The 17,401-nt window shown below is 46.5% G+C and carries 17 protein-coding genes; 7 read left to right on the top strand and 10 right to left on the bottom strand.

Features of this window, described 5'->3' with window-relative positions; genetic code table 11:
• Positions 1–23: 23 nt before the first annotated feature.
• The 5 genes from L693_RS0114805 to L693_RS0114785 form a co-directional block, all read right to left on the bottom strand.
• Positions 24–1,061, bottom strand: a complete 1,038-nt coding sequence (locus L693_RS0114805) for a BMP family lipoprotein (protein ID WP_025717922.1) — start codon at positions 1,059–1,061, stop codon at positions 24–26.
• A 371-nt stretch (positions 1,062–1,432) separates the two neighbouring features.
• The gene (rplT, locus tag L693_RS0114800) at positions 1,433–1,792 is read right to left on the bottom strand and encodes a 50S ribosomal protein L20 (protein ID WP_007429517.1); all 360 of its coding nucleotides are present in this window, start codon (positions 1,790–1,792) and stop codon (positions 1,433–1,435) included.
• A gap of 53 nt (positions 1,793–1,845) precedes the next feature.
• A complete protein-coding gene (rpmI, locus tag L693_RS0114795) occupies positions 1,846–2,046 on the bottom strand; it encodes a 50S ribosomal protein L35 (protein ID WP_007429516.1) in 201 nt (66 codons plus the stop codon).
• A 20-nt stretch (positions 2,047–2,066) separates the two neighbouring features.
• Positions 2,067–2,564, bottom strand: a complete 498-nt coding sequence (gene infC / locus L693_RS0114790) for a translation initiation factor IF-3 (protein WP_007429515.1) — start codon at positions 2,562–2,564, stop codon at positions 2,067–2,069.
• Positions 2,565–2,880: 316 nt separating this feature from the next.
• Positions 2,881–4,119 carry a glycosyltransferase family 2 protein gene (locus L693_RS0114785; RefSeq protein ID WP_025717921.1) on the bottom strand — a complete coding sequence of 413 codons (1,239 nt, stop codon included), beginning with the start codon at positions 4,117–4,119 and terminating at the stop codon, positions 2,881–2,883.
• A 601-nt stretch (positions 4,120–4,720) separates the two neighbouring features.
• Between L693_RS0114785 and L693_RS0114780 the strand changes: the two genes are divergently transcribed.
• Positions 4,721–5,248: a phosphatase PAP2 family protein gene (locus L693_RS0114780; RefSeq protein WP_025717920.1), complete on the top strand. Its 528-nt coding sequence runs from the start codon at positions 4,721–4,723 to the stop codon at positions 5,246–5,248.
• A 51-nt stretch (positions 5,249–5,299) separates the two neighbouring features.
• A complete protein-coding gene (locus L693_RS0114775) occupies positions 5,300–6,433 on the top strand; it encodes an MGDG synthase family glycosyltransferase (RefSeq protein ID WP_025717919.1) in 1,134 nt (377 codons plus the stop codon).
• A gap of 46 nt (positions 6,434–6,479) precedes the next feature.
• Here the strand turns inward: L693_RS0114775 and trmB are convergent, their stop codons facing one another.
• Entirely contained in the window at positions 6,480–7,193 is a 714-nt protein-coding gene (gene trmB, locus L693_RS0114770; protein WP_025717918.1) for a tRNA (guanosine(46)-N7)-methyltransferase TrmB, read from the bottom strand.
• A 104-nt stretch (positions 7,194–7,297) separates the two neighbouring features.
• Positions 7,298–7,495 (bottom strand): hypothetical protein, encoded by a 198-nt coding sequence (locus L693_RS0114765; protein WP_025717917.1) that lies wholly within the window; start codon positions 7,493–7,495, stop codon positions 7,298–7,300.
• A 307-nt stretch (positions 7,496–7,802) separates the two neighbouring features.
• Between L693_RS0114765 and L693_RS0114760 the strand changes: the two genes are divergently transcribed.
• The 4 genes from L693_RS0114760 to L693_RS0114745 all read left to right on the top strand — a co-directional run bounded on the left by L693_RS0114760 (position 7,803) and on the right by L693_RS0114745 (position 11,410).
• A complete protein-coding gene (locus L693_RS0114760) occupies positions 7,803–8,756 on the top strand; it encodes a TIGR01212 family radical SAM protein (RefSeq protein WP_025717916.1) in 954 nt (317 codons plus the stop codon).
• Positions 8,757–9,338, top strand: coding sequence for a tRNA (mnm(5)s(2)U34)-methyltransferase (locus L693_RS0114755; RefSeq protein WP_025717915.1), 582 nt, complete (start codon positions 8,757–8,759; stop codon positions 9,336–9,338). It abuts the gene before it with no gap.
• A 130-nt stretch (positions 9,339–9,468) separates the two neighbouring features.
• Positions 9,469–10,443: a type I phosphomannose isomerase catalytic subunit gene (locus L693_RS0114750; protein ID WP_025717914.1), complete on the top strand. Its 975-nt coding sequence runs from the start codon at positions 9,469–9,471 to the stop codon at positions 10,441–10,443.
• Positions 10,444–10,468: 25 nt separating this feature from the next.
• Positions 10,469–11,410 (top strand): alpha/beta fold hydrolase, encoded by a 942-nt coding sequence (locus L693_RS0114745; protein ID WP_025717913.1) that lies wholly within the window; start codon positions 10,469–10,471, stop codon positions 11,408–11,410.
• Positions 11,411–11,471: 61 nt separating this feature from the next.
• Here L693_RS0114745 and L693_RS0114740 read toward each other — a convergent pair whose 3' ends face one another.
• The 3 genes from L693_RS0114740 to L693_RS0114730 form a co-directional block, all read right to left on the bottom strand.
• Positions 11,472–12,002: a YfiT family bacillithiol transferase gene (locus L693_RS0114740; protein WP_025717912.1), complete on the bottom strand. Its 531-nt coding sequence runs from the start codon at positions 12,000–12,002 to the stop codon at positions 11,472–11,474.
• A gap of 125 nt (positions 12,003–12,127) precedes the next feature.
• Positions 12,128–13,420: a 2-oxoglutarate dehydrogenase complex dihydrolipoyllysine-residue succinyltransferase gene (gene odhB / locus L693_RS0114735; protein ID WP_025717911.1), complete on the bottom strand. Its 1,293-nt coding sequence runs from the start codon at positions 13,418–13,420 to the stop codon at positions 12,128–12,130.
• Between the two features lie 5 nt (positions 13,421–13,425).
• A complete protein-coding gene (locus L693_RS0114730; protein ID WP_025717910.1) occupies positions 13,426–16,317 on the bottom strand; it encodes a 2-oxoglutarate dehydrogenase E1 component in 2,892 nt (963 codons plus the stop codon).
• Positions 16,318–16,750: 433 nt separating this feature from the next.
• Here L693_RS0114730 and L693_RS0114725 point away from each other — a divergent pair, with 433 nt between their 5' ends.
• Positions 16,751–17,317 (top strand): PRD domain-containing protein, encoded by a 567-nt coding sequence (locus L693_RS0114725; RefSeq protein ID WP_025717909.1) that lies wholly within the window; start codon positions 16,751–16,753, stop codon positions 17,315–17,317.
• Positions 17,318–17,401 lie beyond the last annotated feature (84 nt).

The raw sequence follows: 17,401 nt of genomic DNA, 5'->3' as shown, positions 1-17,401 counted from the left end.
ACCTCTATGTTCTTCAAATCCAATTATTTCGAAGGAACTGTAATTTCGCCTTTAATAATTTTTTGCTTATATTGTTCTACAAGATCAAGTACGTCTTTAGGGACATTTTTCGTCGATGTATCCGCCAGACCGATTCCGTTATCCTTCAAAGTCAGTGTTTCAACACCACCCTTGAACTTACCGTCAACAACTTCCTTAGATACACGTTTTACAGCTTCATCCACATGTTTCACCATGGATGTCAACGTTACGTCGTCACCAAACTCAAGAGATTGGTCTTTATCAACACCGATAACCCATACTTGCTGGCCTTGTTGCTTGCGTGCGAGCGCTTCGTTAAACACACCCGTGCCTGATCCGCCAGCTGCGTGGAAAATGATATCTGCGCCGCTGTTATAGATCGTCGCAGCCGCTGCCTTACCCAAATCCGGCTTATCAAATGCGCCTGTGTAGTTTACTTCCAATTTTGCATTTGGATTTACAGCTTTAATCCCCGCTTCAAAGCCCTTTTCAAAACGCTTGATCAGCGGGCTGTCTTGTCCACCTACAAAACCAATTTTGTTTGTTTTGGTAAGCTTTCCAGCTACAACCCCCACCAGGAAGGAACCTTCATTTTCAGCAAAAACAACCGATTTTACGTTAGGCGCATCCACGACACTGTCGATGATCGCCAGATTTTTATTCGGGTTATCCTTTGCTACTTGTCCAATCGCATTCGCCAGATTAAAACCGATTCCCCAAGTCAGGTTAAAATCACCCTTAACAAATTGGTTCAGGTTAGGAATATAATCTTGATCCGATTTACTTTGCAGGTATTTAACTTTAGCGCCTGTTTCTTTCCCAGTCGCTTGCAGTGCTTCCCAAGCAGATTGGTTAAACGATTTGTCGTTTACTCCACCCACATCTGTAACCATGCCGATTTGGACATTTGATGTTTTGGCAGAACTGCCTGTGTCTCCACCACTTGCGTTGGACGCACCTTGATTTTTGTTACCGCAGCCTGCGAGAATGACCGAGATCGCCAGCAGCATAACCAAAGACATACTGAAAATTTTCTTCATGCTGATACTGTTCCCCCTTAGTGTTAGATCCCTGGAACTGTCTCTTTTTCTTTGAAAATGGTACATGCTATACATGTCATTTACTGACGAGACAGATCGTACAGAAGACTTACTTTAGAGATTATACAATTATGATCGGCTAAAATCTAGATAATTAATAACCTGGGGTCAATTTTTTTTGGATTTTCATAAATGTAAGCGTTACAAAATTAAAAAAAAGCATACATTCTGCCATTACACGTCATATTTATTCGTATTTTGGAGAAAACAAGCCTTTTCGTATCACTTTATAGGTACAAAAAAAGGCATCCCTACACAGCTTACTGCTTGGGATACCTTTTTACCACATTCGCGGTCTCCACGCTCAATAATTAAGCGTTGATTTTGCCTTTAGCAACAGTTGCCAAAGAATTGAACGCATTGATATCGTTGACTGCAAGATCAGCCAAGATTTTGCGATTAATGTCCACACCAGCCAATTTCAGGCCGTGCATCAGTTTGCTGTAAGACAAACCATTCAAACGAGCTGCTGCATTGATACGCACGATCCACAGTCTGCGGAAATTACGTTTCGTCTGACGACGGTCACGGTATGCGTAAACAAGCGATTTCATTACCTGCTCGTTAGCTGTTTTAAAAATGCGGTGTTTAGAACCAAAATAACCTTTAGCAAGCTTCAATACTTTTTTATGACGACGACGAACGACGAATCCGCCCTTTACTCTTGCCATATCAAAAGACCTCCCAAATAATGTTTATGCTTTATTCATTGCCGAGCTATATGCTATTTGAGGTTAGCAAGACCTTGTTTCAGACGTCTAACATCCCCAGGTGCCATCTCAGGGTTAGTACCCAGAACACGTTTTGCGCGTTTGGATTTGTGGGAAAGCAGGTGATTTCTATAAGCTTTGTAACGAGTTACTTTACCAGTACCGGTAATCTTGAAGCGGCCTTTAAGGCTGCTATGTGTTTTCATTTTAGGCATTGAACTTCCTCCTTAATTTATCATTGACTCTTTGGAGCCAATATCATAATCATGCTGCGTCCTTCGAGCTTGGGTTGGCGCTCCACGGTACAAAGATCAGCAACTTCCGTTTTCACACGCTCAAGAATTTTTTGTCCCACATTAGCATGGGTAATCTCACGACCGCGGAAACGAACGGAGCATTTCACCTTGTCGCCTTCATTCAGGAACTTCACCACATTGCGAAACTTGGTCTGGTAGTCATGCTCCTCGATGTTGGAACGGAACCATACCTCTTTGATGTCAACGATCTTCTGGTTCTTACGGGCTTCCTTTTCTTTCTTCTGTTGCTCATAGCGGAATTTTCCGTAATCCATAATCCGACACACGGGCGGCTTCGCTTGAGGCGCCACGTTCACGAGATCCAAGTTTGCGTCAATCGCCATTTGCAGAGCTTCACGAGTCGGTTTAATCCCGATTTGTTCCCCGTTCGCACCAACCAGACGTACTTCTCTCACCCGAATCTCATCATTGATCATATGTTCCTTACTAATAACCCTCCACCTCCAGAACCTGTTATTTTTGTATTTTGTGTGTAGACACAAAAAAGGGATGACGACTATGCAGCCGACATCCCTGTCTGATACTCAATTCATCATGAAAGTTCAATTCACAAATCATTGGATCATAACCAGCCGGCAATACCGGACAGGTGAGAAGTCGGACCTTCTGCTTGTTAATCCGTATTTTTCATTAACATACTCATATATCCTATCATGTTGCAGGTGAGGTGTCAACACTTTTCCAAGAAACAAGTAACACCTCACCGGTCGGGTACATTGGTCCCGCTCCGCACTATCCTTGCTTGCTCTGAACCTCTTCCAGACGAACGACACGCGTATGCTGAGTGTGGCTCCATTGCTTGTTGTTCTGTGTGAAGAACGCATAGAACGTAATTGGATACCACGAAACCAAATAGACTGGGAACAGCAGCAAGTAAAGATATACTTTTTTGAACGTGACCTTTTCCAGGATCATGGCGATCAAAAAGGTGATAATATTCAGACTCACAGCCACAAAACCAGTCCAAGCAGGGAATTGTACATAGATATTTTCAATATTGGGTCCACCAAATAATCCAATATCTACCCACATCGCTACTGTCATCAAGAAGGTGAACAGTACGATATACACGTTCAAACCATAAAGAGCCATATCGAATTTAATCAGGCTTCTATGCTTGATACTTTGCCACAGCAGCGGGAAGAAATAACGACGAGCGACCGTAAAATGACCCTGCATCCAGCGCAGACGCTGTCTGGACGAAGCTTTGAACGTCAACGGCTTCTCATCATATACCTTGGCATCGTAATTAAATCTTGGATATACATTGCGTTGTGTGCAACGCATGGTGAATTCCAAATCCTCTACCAGACTTGTTGCACCCCAACCCATTTCCTTGAGCAAATTCGTTTCAAAGCACATGCCTGTACCACCAAGAAAATTAGCCATATTCAGGTTGTGACGTGACAGCTGCCACAGACGGTTGATGTACCAGTAAGATACACCGTATGCGGCTGTGATCCAAGAATCCTCAGGATTTTTGGTATCAATGTACCCTTGGATAACACGGGCACCTGTGCACAAATCATTGTTCATTTCACTCAAAAAATTGGTATGCGCCAAATTGTCAGCATCAAACATGACAATGGCATCATATTGGCGCGGCATAGCCCATAATTCCTTGAGCATCCACTCGATGGCGTAGCCTTTACCACGCAAATTCGGATTCGTACGTTCACAAGCATTCATACCGTGAGCGCGAACGATGTCCGCTGTCTTATCCGTACAGTTATCACAAATCACGAATACATCGTATAGTTCCTTCGGATAGTCAAGCTGCTTCAAGTTTTCCATCAATGCTCCAACAACTTGTTCTTCATTGTGGGCAGCGACTAAAATGGCAAATGACTTTTCTGGAGCCGCATGCGCTTTTCTTTTTTTGCGTACCAATCCGAACAAGGAGAATGCAAACTGATAGACAGCGATCAACGCCAGTATAATCTGGAGCGTCACGAAAATAGCGTCTAACATAATCTCTTGTTACCCCCTTTTTATACCCCTTTAAAAATCTTGCGTTTATTTATTTTCTATCTGTGTAGCGCAAGTTCCGGCGCTTTTGTGCGCCTTTTCTGTAATTTTGACCCGACCCTTGCTTTCTTCATTGGCTGTGCGCAGCCCCCTTTTTGGCTGACACAGGAATGCCATTACGATTTTCGTTGGTTTTCAAACTTTTGTCAAAGCCTTAAAACTGGTCTCAGCAGCAAAAAAACACGACAAATTCCCGTTTAAGCAGGGAATGCGACGCTGAGCCTCTCATTCATAACGCTTAGGTCTTATTTTCGTCCATTTGCTAACTTTTTATTTCTTTGGTCCCTCCTTTTTGTGGGCCAATTAGGAACCACTTCTAACCACTCTATCTTATTAGACGGATGAACGCAAAGAAAGTTATACAATTCAGCTTATATTCCTTAAACATTTTTGTGTAGAATTAACCAGGTAAGTGGTGATTCTTGAAATGCATAGCGTTTAAAAATATGATGGGAGCAAGAGAATAATTACTTATGGCCTTATTCTGTCAAAGTGATTGAAAATATTTGCCGACCTACCTGAAACGGCAACCGGAGGAAACCAAATGCAACGTCTAGTCGTAAAACTTGTAAATCTGGAGCAGCAGTTGTTCAAATGGATCAACGGACGCTTACACAACCGATTTTTGAACTTCTGGCTTTATTATCTCACACATCTGGGCGGGGCTACCTTTACAATAGCCTCTACGTTACTTATTTGGTGGCTCGCTCCGAATCCATGGAAGGATACCGGTATGAAGGGAGCCATTGCTCTGGGGGTCAGTCATATCCCCGTAGCAATCGTCAAAAAACTGTATCCGCGGATTCGCCCGTATTTGGCGCTACCGGGTACGAATACCTTTCGCAACCCCCTGTCGGATCATTCCTTTCCCTCAGGACATACAACCGCTATTTTTTCGGCTACCGTTCCTTTTATGCTTCAGTCACCAATGCTTACCCTGCCGCTGTTGCCTATAGCGCTGATTGTAGGTTTTTCCCGGATTTACCTGGGACTCCACTATCCCACGGATGTACTTGCTGGAGCGGTTATTGGAACTTCTGCAGCAATCGGAACGGTTGCATTCTGGCCTTAAAGCCGATATGGTATGATTGAGAACATCTCAGCAGGAACAGGTGAAATGAGAGTGGCTAAAAAACGAGTGTTATTATTATCGGAAGGTTTCGGTGCCGGACATACTCAGGCTGCATACGCGCTCTCAAGCAGCTTGCGGAAGCTATCTCCGAATGTGCAGACCCGAGTGCTGGAGCTGGGGAGCTTTTTGAATCCAAGAATGGCCCCGCTTATTATTACAGCATACAAGAAGACTGTTGTATCGCAGCCTCGCCTAGTCGGATTGGTTTACCGTCATCAGTACAAAAAATCATTAAACCGTCTTACAACGCTCGCTTTGCACCGTCTGTTCTACACACAGACCCGAAACATTCTCCGACAGCTTCGTCCCGATTTGGTGGTATGTACTCATCCTATCCCGAGCGCGGTGATTTCACGCTTAAAGCGCTTAGGCTTACATGTTCCGCTTTGTACTGTCATCACAGACTATGATGCACATGGAACATGGATCAGTCCCGAGGTTGATCGGTACTTTGTATCTACGCCTGAAGTCATGCGTAAGCTGCGCGCGCGCGGAGTACCCGTGTCGAAAATCCAGGTGACCGGTATTCCGGTTCATCCAAATTTTTGGGAACATCCGGGGCACGATGAAATTCGGGAACAATTTGGCCTTAAACCTATCCCGACCGTACTCGTTATGGGTGGCGGCTGGGGCCTTATGAACGACGAAGTTATTCATCGCTCGCTTACCGATTGGAGAGAAAACATTCAATTTATTTTTTGTTTGGGTCATAACGATAAAATTCGTCGTAAAATGCAGCTGGACCCCCGGTTCAATCATCCAAATATTCATATCTTTGGTTTCACACGGGAAATCGACAAATTAATGGAGGTATCGAATCTTCTTATTACCAAACCCGGCGGAATGACATGTACCGAGGGATTAGCCAAAGGGATTCCGATGCTGTTTCACAAACCTCTTCCCGGACAGGAGGAGGAAAATTGTCAATACTTTACGGCTCAAGGCTTCGGAGAACCGATTACTTCGCTGGATGTTGTCGTTAAATGGATGAATCGGTTACTACACGATTTTCCGGAAATCGTTCGCAAGCGACAGGAGCACGTCCATAATGTAGCGCGATATTATCCTCTTCAGAGCGCACAGAGTATTTTGGATATAATGGAACCAAACAGGGTGCTTTCCTAAAAAGGAAGCACCCCGCTTTATTTTAATCGTTTTATCGCTATTCGCTTTACTTTCCGTACTTTTCAAGACGCGTTTTCCCATATTCTTCCAAAGCGTCTTTGCCAATCAGCACCTCTACACGATGGATATTCATACCTTTACCCATAAATTTTTGTTCATATTCCGTCATAACATGCTCCTCGTTAATCCCCTCACGATGAAGGTTTAACGAAATATTCGTCATTTGCAGACCACTGTCGGCAAATGAATTCAGTGAAAACTCAAACAGTGTCTCCGAATCGGTCTTAAAATGAATTTGCCCTCTGCTGTTTAAAAGCTGACGGTACTTGTCCAAAAAGCGCGGATGCGTCAAACGACGGCGCGCATGCTTGGTTTTAGGCCAGGGATCACTAAAATTCAGATAAATGCGTTCAATTTCTCCAGGTTCAAAAACATTCTCAATCTGTTCAATGTTTGCCAGCGCCAACTTGATATTGGGTGGAGTGCCGACCTCTGTGTCGCTCCAGGCCAGGCGAGACTTTTCCGTTGCACGTCGCACCAGCTCATCATACATATCAAAGCCAATGTAGTTGATGTCCGGATTCCGGAAGCTCATTTGGCTAATAAATTGTCCTTTGCCCATGCCAAATTCCACATGAATCGGACGATCATTGCCGAAAAGCTGCTGCCACTTTCCTTTATACTGCGCTGGTTCCAAGATGACCAGATCCTGTTGTTCTTCCAGGCTTTCCCTTATTCCTTTTCTTCCGCGTAAACGCATGTTACTCCTCCATATACTCTGTTATCAAGGAAAAAGGAATTCCACCCCCGCTTGAAGATACGGAAATGAAATTCCTTTTTCAATATATTTGGATTGGGGTCCAACTAATTTAATTGTTCATAGTCTACCCCATCAGCAGGTGAAAAATCAATTGTCTTTTGGCAAGCCGCTCTGATTTTTTGACGTGCAGCCGTTCCAATCTGACGGTCCTGTCCAAAACGGACACCAGTCAGCGCCAACGCCTCATCAAAGGTTAACTCAACAGTAACTTTATCCATACGTGTTTTATCCTGCGCATTCATAAAAGATCACCTCACGGGTTATTAGTGATGGAACCGACGTGCATTTCCCCTAAAGCAGGCGATAGAAACAGCATAGCTGTATCCTAGAAAATAATCATTAGCCAATGGATAACTTTTATTTTCAGGTTCGAAAGCAGTCCTTATATTGTATGTCTGGTACCGCTTACAATATAACACATCGTGTAACCTTTTTCAATCCCGAATCCAATAAAATCCGCACTTTTTATTGCCTTCCTCGCCCAAGTGATTCCCAATTAAGACTGATTTTTGTTACAATAAGGTGATCGTAAAAAAAAGGAGTTCACCCATGAAAACAGATTTGTTGCCTGCTCCTCTGCTATGGGGAGATAAACGGTTCCATACTTGGAATTACGAAATGCGCGAGCAATTTCAAAATAAAGTGTTTAAAGTTATGCTGGATGCAGGTTTTACTTGTCCGAATCGCGATGGATCTATTGCCAAAGGAGGCTGCACTTTTTGCAGCGCGCGCGGATCAGGTGATTTTGCCGGACGTCGCCGTGATGACCTGGTCACCCAGTTCAATACGATTCGGGATCGTCAGCATTTAAAATGGCCAAACGCCAAATATATTGGCTATTTCCAAGCCTACACCAATACGTATGCCCCGGTCGAGGAACTGCGGGAATACTTTGAGGTTATTCTGGAGCAGCCGGGGGTTGTGGGTCTGTCCATCGCTACCCGCCCTGATTGCCTGCCTGACGATGTCGTGGATTACCTTGCCGAATTGAACGAGCGCACGTACCTGTGGATCGAAATGGGGCTGCAAACCGTCCATGAATCCACTTCAGAGCTGATTAACCGTGCTCATGACACTCAATGCTATCTAGATGCGGTGGAAAAGCTGCGCAAGCGCAATATTCGCGTGTGTGCCCACATTATTTATGGTCTGCCGCAGGAGACGCATGAAATGATGCTCGATACGGGACGCGCAGTAGCGGCTATGGACGTGCAAGGTATTAAAATACATTTGCTGCATCTCATGCGCAAAACGCCGATGGTCAAGCAGTATGAAGCGGGATTGCTACGCTTTCTGGAGAGGGACGAATACGTTAAGCTGATCGTCGATACCCTGGAATTTTTGCCACCCGAGATGATCGTTCATCGGCTGACCGGGGATGCTCCCCGCGATCTGCTGATGGGACCCATGTGGTCGCTCAAGAAATGGGAAGTGCTTAACGCCATTGATGATGAGCTGAAATCACGTGAAACGTGGCAGGGCAAATACTGGAGGCAGCCTTAAATGGGTTTCCTATCTGTCTTGAGCTATGCTCATCAATTGGTGGCTGCGCGTGTGCAGCCAGGTGATTTTGCTATAGATGCCACTGTCGGTACTGGGGCAGATACACTGTTTCTGGCAAAAGCCGCTGGCAAACGGGGCCGTGTTTACGGCTTCGACATTCAGCAGGAAGCATTGCAACTCGCCCGGCGGCGGCTGGGAGAAAATGTCTCCTCCTCAATAGCAGAGGTATCCTTGCTGCTGCAGGGTCATGAGCAAATGAGGAAGGCTATTCCCAACGAGCTGCATGGCAAAGTCGCTGCGGTTATGTTTAATCTAGGCTACTTGCCTTCCGAGGGCGCCGATTCATCTGTCATCACGCATACGGACACTACGCTCGCCGCGCTTGAAGCAGCCCTGCAGCTGCTGCGACCACGCGGCATTCTGACCACCGTACTATATCCAGGACACGCTGGAGGCAATGAAGAGGCAGAAGCCGTCCTTCAATGGGCTTCTGCTCTTCCCGTCTCTATCGGCCAAAGTATTATTTACCGTCAATTACAACGGGACACCTCGCCATATTTGGTGGCGATTGAAAAAAAATAGCGTATCGGCTTTCCAAGCCAACTTATCCAGGTTATGAGCGGCTTTTTCCAGCCGCCTTACATATATCATTTTGAAAGTCGTAAGAGATGTCTGTTGTGCACTCAATACCCATTCATGGAGGAGAGAAATTATGCTAAAGCCATACCCGCTGCAATTTCAACCTGAATTTAAAGAAAGAGTCTGGGGAGGACGAGCATTGGAACAATTTGGTCTAACCCCACCAGAAGGACATATTGGCGAAGGATGGATGATTGCTGATCATCCGAATGGAACCACAACAGTCATCAATGGCGAGCTTGCAGGCAAAGGGCTGGATGAAATCCGCGAAATCTATGGACAGGAATGGCTTGGAGCCAAAGGAGTATCGGAAAAAGGTGGCCGCTTCCCGCTTCTGATCAAGCTGCTGGATTGCAATGATGATTTGTCCGTACAGGTACATCCGACTGATGATTATGAGGGACTTCCGGTCGGAGAGCTTGGAAAAACCGAAATGTGGTATGTGCTTGATGCCAAGCCGGATGCAAAAATCATTTATGGTCTGACCGAAGGTGTAACACGTGAAAGTTTGCGTACAGCTCTTGAAAGCGGAGACATCCTCGACAGCTTGCGTCAGGTTCCTGTTGAGGCAGGCGATACATTCTTCATTCCGGCTGGTACTGTACATGCGCTGTGTGCGGGTGTTGTCGTAGCTGAAATCCAGCAAAATTCGGATACGACCTATCGGTTATATGACTATAACCGTCCTGGTTTGGATGGCAAGCTTCGTGAGTTGCATATTGAGGATTCCCTCAATGTGACCTCATACGAAGGTGCAGGCGCAACAACAATGAAAACGGGCGGTTTACAGCCAGGTGAATGGCTCCAACTTGCAGCCTGTGAGTATTTTGTCGTGGAAAAGGGTATCGTAGATGGAAGCTGGTCGCTTTCTACAACGAAAGACAGCTTTACGATTCTCGTCATTTGCGAAGGCAGTGGTACCCTAGCGTGGGACGATAATGCCGAGTCTCTTTCCTGTAAAGCTGGAGATTGCTTCCTGCTGCCTGCCAATCTCAACGGTTACACATTGAATGGCCAAATGACCGTACTTAGATCTTATCTTCCTTAAAGCTTAAAGGATGTGATGTCTAATTATGCGGGAATACACCTTTACCATCGCAGAAAATGATGGAACCGAGCTTTTTGCCTACCGCTGGCTGCCCGATCAACAGATGCCCCTAAAGGGGATTGTACAAATTTCACATGGGATGTGTGAGAGGTCTTACCGCTATATCCGACTGGCAGAGAAGCTCACTGCTTCCGGCTACGGTGTGTATGCCAACGATCATATCGGTCACGGGCGCACAGCTGGTGATCCCCATAAGCTTGGTATGCCGGGAGCAGATGCGTTCAATCGAATGGCAAACGGCATGCTGGAGCTGGGCGAAATTGTGGCTAAGGAGTTCCCTGATCTGCCACGTTTTTTGCTGGGTCACAGCATGGGGTCCTTTTTAACCCAGAAAATAATGTATGACGACAGGCACGTATATCACGGGTTTATGTTATCGGGAACGAACGGGCGGCGTGGTCTGCTGAAACTCGGGGAGCAGGTTGCCCTGCTGCAAGCCAAGCTGCAAGGAATGGATCATCGCAGCATGCTGCTCAATGCGATGGTCTTCGGCGGTTTTAACCGTGCCTTTCGTCCGGTGCGTACGGCATTCGACTGGCTATCCCGTGATCCAGAGGAAGTAGATCAATTCGTACATGATCCGCTGTGTGGAGCCATCTGTACGACAAGCTTCTTCCTTGATTTTTTCAGGTTGCTGCAAGAAATCCATTGGCCTTCCTCACTGGAAAACATTAATCCTAAACTGCCGGTCTACATATTTGCCGGGGACCGTGATCCGGTAGGATTGTTCGGTAAAGGTGTATTGTCGCTGGTAGATATGTATCAAAGCCTGGAGTTTCAGGATGTGGAATACCGCCTCTACCCTGATGGCCGCCATGAGATGCTGCATGAAACCAACCGCGATGAAGTCATGAATGACATTGTTGACTGGCTGGATCGTCATGTTAACGTGGCAGCGACCTTTTAATAAAGAGAAACCTTCAAAACCACAGTTAAAGTGAGTTTGAAGGTTTCTTTTTTTATGCAAATCACCACGCATTCCGTTCTCTCAGGGAGGTAATATGAGCTGTATGATGTTTGCCGTGCCAGGCATAGATGCCGATGTTTCGTTCGAGCCGGATCGTCTGACCCGATTCAGGATGAATAAACGTTCGATGCAGTTGCTCTTCTCCTAACGATCGCAACACGGTCACCCACCGTTCATGAAGCCCTTCCAGCAATTGCAGCGAGGGTTCCAGTGGTAGCTCTCTGGCATCCGGTATTTCGGCCCAACGTCCCTCATCGTATGGCTTGATCGTCGGTGTATCCTCCGTCAGCGCCAGCTTAAAACGAATATAGCTGTTCATATGGCTGTCTGCCAAATGATGAACAACCTGCCTTATCGTCCATCCCCCTTCACGATAAGGCGTATTAAGCTGCTGCTCATTCAATCCCTCGACTGCTTGACGGAGCCGTGAAGGCAGTTCAGCAATGTCGTGAACCCATGCTAGAAGCTGCTCTTCTGTAATGGTATCTGGAACGACGAACGGCCCAATCGGGTAGCGCAAATCTTTATCCAAAACATTCCCCACCCTTCTCTGCATCTGTGTGCCTATTAGGTCTGAATCTTATGGTATTACTATGCAGGAAAAAAAGCAGACCCGCAAGAGCCTGCTTTTCCCTACACAAAATTCCTGGATATTTATTATCCCTCAAGCAACAGAGATTCCGGATCTTCCAGCAATTCTTTGACGGTTACCAGGAAGCGAACCGCTTCGCTACCATCAATAATCCGGTGATCGTACGACAAGGCGATGTACATCATCGGACGATTTTCCATACGTTCCTCGTCAATTGCAATCGGACGAAGCTGGATTTTGTGCATTCCCAAAATACCCACCTGCGGCGTGTTCAGAATTGGCGTAGACAGCAGGGACCCAAAAATACCCCCATTGGTAATGGTAAAGGTCCCGCCCTGCAAATCTGCCAGAGAAAGCGAGTTGGAGCGCGCTTTGCCAGCCAATTCTGCAATGCTTTTCTCAATTTCTGCAAAGCCGAGACGATCAGCGTCCCGTACAACTGGCACGACCAAACCTTCCTTGGCAGACACAGCAATCCCGATATCATAGTATTTTTTCAGTACGATATCATCGCCGTTAATTTCGGCATTCACGGTAGGGAATTGCTTGAGGGCACCAACCACCGCTTTCGTAAAGAAGGACATAAAACCGAGCCCTACATCATGCTTCTCTTTGAACTTATCTTTACGGCGTTTACGAACATCGAGAATGGCGGTCATATCCACTTCATTAAAAGTGGTAAGCATAGCGGCTGTTTGCTGTGCCTCAACAAGGCGCTTGGCAATCGTCGCTCTACGACGAGACATCCGTTGCCGTTCGACAGGCTTACTGTACTCCGTTTGAGATGGAGACGGAGCCGCAGGCTTGTTGGTAGCCGAAGATGCAGGTGCAGTCGATGTCGCACGCGCAGCCTCAGCGCTGTTCGTATGCGTTTTAACATCTCCCTGGAACACACGTCCGAGCGGGTCTTTTCCCTGTACCTGCTCCAGATCAATTCCGCGTTCACGCGCCAGCTTGCGGGCGGATGGAGATGCCGTCTGATTTCCCCCGTCACTATTAGACGGAATAGGCGGTGCGGCCTTTTCTGCTACTGCAGTAGCCGGTGTAGTCGCTACGGGTGGTGCTTCCGGCGCTTTGGTCGCTGCTGCTTCTTCAGCACAGGCCCCCCCTGTGTTACCACTGCCGCCGCTTTCAATCAAGCCAAGAGCTTCACCGATGGACACAGTCTCTCCCTCCTGACGAAGGATTTTCTGGACAACTCCCGCTTCTTCTGCACTAATTTCCAGATTGACTTTATCCGTTTCCAGTTCCAGTAGAACATCCCCCTGGCCTACGGAATCCCCTTCCTTGACAAGCCATTTAGAAATTGTTCCTTCCGTGATGGATTCTCCCATTGCCGGTACTAAAATATCGCTCACAGCCGCTACCTCCCCAATGTAATATTGTTTTTGGAATCCTGCTTCAACGCTGATTGAATAATCCGCTGCTGTTCTAGGCTGTGTACTTGCTGATAGCCGCTCGCCGGGCTGGAACGTTCCGGTCTGCCTGCGTAACGAATTTCCGCTCCTTGCGGCACAACATTCCGCAGACGAGGCTCCATGTAACTCCATGCCCCCATATTTTTAGGTTCTTCCTGAGCCCATACGAACTCTTTAACTTGCGGGAAACGACTGAAAATATTCCGAATATCCTCTTCCGGGAAGGGGTACAACTGCTCCACACGAATAATGTGCAAACGCTCCTCCGCCTCATTTTTATCTTTCTCCAACGCCTCTTCCAGATCAATCGCAATTTTGCCACTGCAAAGTACAATGCGCTCTACACGATCCGGACGTGTACCCAAGCCAGGCTGCTCCAGCACAGGATGGAATGTTCCCTCGCTGAACTCAGAAGCAGGCGAAGCGACACGATTGTTGCGAATCAGGCTTTTCGGCGACATCATCACAAGCGGACGCGCTTCCTCACTTTCGCTCAATGCAGCCTGACGGCGCAATAGATGGAAATACTGCGAGGCACTGCTCAGATTGGCGACAGTCCAGTTATTTTGTGCAGACAACTGGAGGAAACGCTCCAGCCGTGCGCTCGTATGCTCCGGTCCTTGTCCTTCACTTCCATGCGGTAACAGCATGACCAAACTGGATTTCTGTCTCCATTTGGCACGGCCCGCGGAAATAAATTGATCGAAAATAACCTGTGCGCAGTTCGCAAAATCACCGAATTGTGCTTCCCAAATCACTAATGTTTCAGGAGAAAACACGTTATACCCATATTCAAAGCCGAGGACAGAAGCCTCAGATAAAGGGCTATTATGAATACTGAACGAGGCGCGTGCTTCGGGCAGTGTATGAAGCGGGCAATGAGTATTGCCGGTTTCAGGCTCATGCAGCACGAGATTACGGTGAGCAAAGGTCGCACGCTCCGCATCCTGACCCGTCATACGAATCGGCTTGCCGTCTGCAAGAATGGTAGCCAGAGCCAGCGTTTCCGCTAAACTCCAATCTACTTTTTCACCCTCGTTCAGAGCTGTTTTTCTACGCTGTAAAATGCGATCGAGCTTCGGATATACATGAAAATCTTTTGGCCATTTGAGCAGGTTTTCATTAATTTGGCGCAGCTTTTTCAATTCCACCGCAGTACGAACCACAGAGCCCTGATTTTTTTTGGCCTTAACAGCAGTAATTTCTGGCTCTTCTTCCGGTTGATTCTTCACATGTTCATGTGCTTCCTTCAATCGGCTTTGCACCTTTTCAATGAGACCGGAACTAAACGCTTCATCCACGATGCCCTGCTTCATCAGATGTTGAGTATATAATTTGCTCACTGTCGGATGATTCTTCACCTTGCGATATACCAGCGGTTGGGTTGTTTCCGGGTCATCGGATTCATTGTGACCATAACGACGATAACCAATCAGATCAATCAGGAAATCCTTCTTGAAGCGATTGCGGTATTCACCAGCCATACGAGCCGCTGCAATGCAAGCTTCAGGATTATCCGCGTTTACGTGTACAATCGGAATTTCGTAGCCCTTGGCCAAATCGCTGGCATAACGGGTCGAACGTGAATCGACACTTTCTGTCGTAAAGCCCAGACGATTATTCACAATAATATGCACCGTACCACCATTACGGAAGCCACGCAAATTCGTGAAATTGAGTGATTCCGCCACAATCCCCTCACCCGGAAAAGCCGCATCGCCGTGCATGATAATCGTAGCAGCCTTGCTGACATCCAGCTTCGGATAGCCTGCTTGACTGCGGTCTTCCTGCGCTGCGCGGGAAAAGCCTTGTACGACCGGATTCACATACTCCAGGTGACTTGGATTATTCGCCAATGTCAGACGGGCCTGTACGGCTTCCCCATCTTTTACAAAACGATCAGCACCCAGATGATACTTCACATCTCCAGTCCAGCCGTAGTTAATTCCGGTCGAGCCTTCCGACGGGATCAGATCCTTATTCGGTGAATGATGAAATTCAGAGAAAATTTTGCTATAAGGCTTGCCCAGCACATGAGCCAGCACGTTCAAACGCCCCCGATGCGCCATACCCATCAGGACGTGACTTGCTCCTGCATTCGTGGTAAGTCGAATGATCTCGTCTAGTACGGGTACAAGCACATCGTTACCCTCGATGGAAAAACGCTTCTGTCCGACAAACGTTTTATGCAAAAACTCTTCAAACTGTTCAACCTCCACCAATCTGCCCAACAGGGCCTTGCATTCCTGTGTTGTGAGTGGCTTGGAGGACCAGCCGGATTCTGCATAGCTATTCAACCAGCGGCGTTCCTCCTCGTTATGAATGTGACTAAATTCATAGGCAATCGGTCCTGTATATGCAACACGCAGTCGTTGAATAGCTTCCCATCCGTTAAGTGTTCCCGCAGGAGCGTTATCCCATATTAAAGAGGCCGGAAAGGCCTTTAAGTCCTGTTCAGTTAAACCGTAGGATGCTGGATCAAGCAAGCGAGTATCCTGCTCGGCATCCAGTCCCAGCGGATCTATTTGGGCGGCCAAATGCCCGTATTCACGGATGTTCCACACCATTTTCCCCGCTGTAACCGCTTTCTGCAATGTGTTCGAATCGAGGCTCCCCAGAGCGCTTGCAGGGGGTCCTTGCAATTTGTAGTCTATCATGGAAGCAGCCGAGTATTCGGATTGCGGTGGCTCACCCCATTGATCAAACAGCTCGCGGTAAGCCGGATCAACCGTTCCGGGGTCCGCTACATACTTTTCATACTGGTCCTGCACATAACCTAGATTAGGTCCGTAATACGCCTGCCAAGGTACCTGTCTGCTGCTCTCTTCCATTGTCATCTCGTTCCCTCCGTCAAATTTTTAAATTCATAGCTGGACGGAAATCATTTTTAATTTGTTTTTTTGTTAAACCCTCAATTTAAGTTGTTCACAATATGCTCACATTATATGAAATCCTTCATCAAAAGTCGAATTTCACAGTTCTTATTCCTCTTCCATTGTATAAACTTTTCTTGCTATAAGCATTTCCTTTTTCTCAACATATCCATGCGTAAATGAGATGAATCGGGTTATAGTAGCTTTTAGCACTTAAAGATTAGAATGTAGCAGAATAGGATATCCTAATCACAAAAAAATTTGACAACGTTTTCTGATCATGATAACTTATCTCGTGAGGCTTGTTATCGGTAATGCGGGCAAAACCACAACAGAGATGATATTTCTTTCTGTTGTAGTTTTGCCCTTTTTTATTCCTCAAAATGGGTGATTCGATGTGATAATTAAACAAATTTTCAACAATAATATCGTCAGCACGGTGGATGATAAAAACCAGGAGTTGCTTATCCTCGGCCGGGGTATCGGGTTTAACTTCCGTGCTGGTGATCCGATTGACGAAAAGCGGATTGAGAAAATTTTCTGTCTGCAGGATGCAAATATTTATGAGAAGTTTAAAGCCACTGTCATGGAAGTTCCGATTGATATTTTACAAGTTATCGATGACATTGTTAGTCTGGCGCGCACACAGCTGAACAAAAAAATAAGTGATGGCATTTATGTCTCCTTGTCAGATCATATTCATTTTGCTATTCAGCGTATGGAGCATGACATGATTGTACGCAATCCACTGTCATGGGAGATACAGCATTTCTATAAAGCTGAGTATGACGCTGCCAAAGAATCACTGACACTTTTGCGCGAACGTCTGGGCATTGAATTCCCAAAGGAAGAGATTTGTAATATCGCCCTTCAAGTGAATCAGGAAATCAAAACACCTGGCAAGTTAAACAGCCAGCCGTCGGAATCAACCGGCGGCTGGCTGTTTAGTTTATGTTGCTCTTAAAAGCCAGAGGGTCTGATACGATGCAAACTCAAACTTAAAGTGACATTAAAGTCACTTTTCTGTACAATATTCCTACTTTTCACT

Origin of the sequence: Paenibacillus sp. 1-18 (assembly GCF_000520755.1) — a bacterium.
In the GTDB taxonomy this organism is placed as follows: domain Bacteria; phylum Bacillota; class Bacilli; order Paenibacillales; family Paenibacillaceae; genus Paenibacillus; species Paenibacillus brasilensis.
This window is presented reverse-complemented; position numbering and strand designations above follow the sequence as displayed.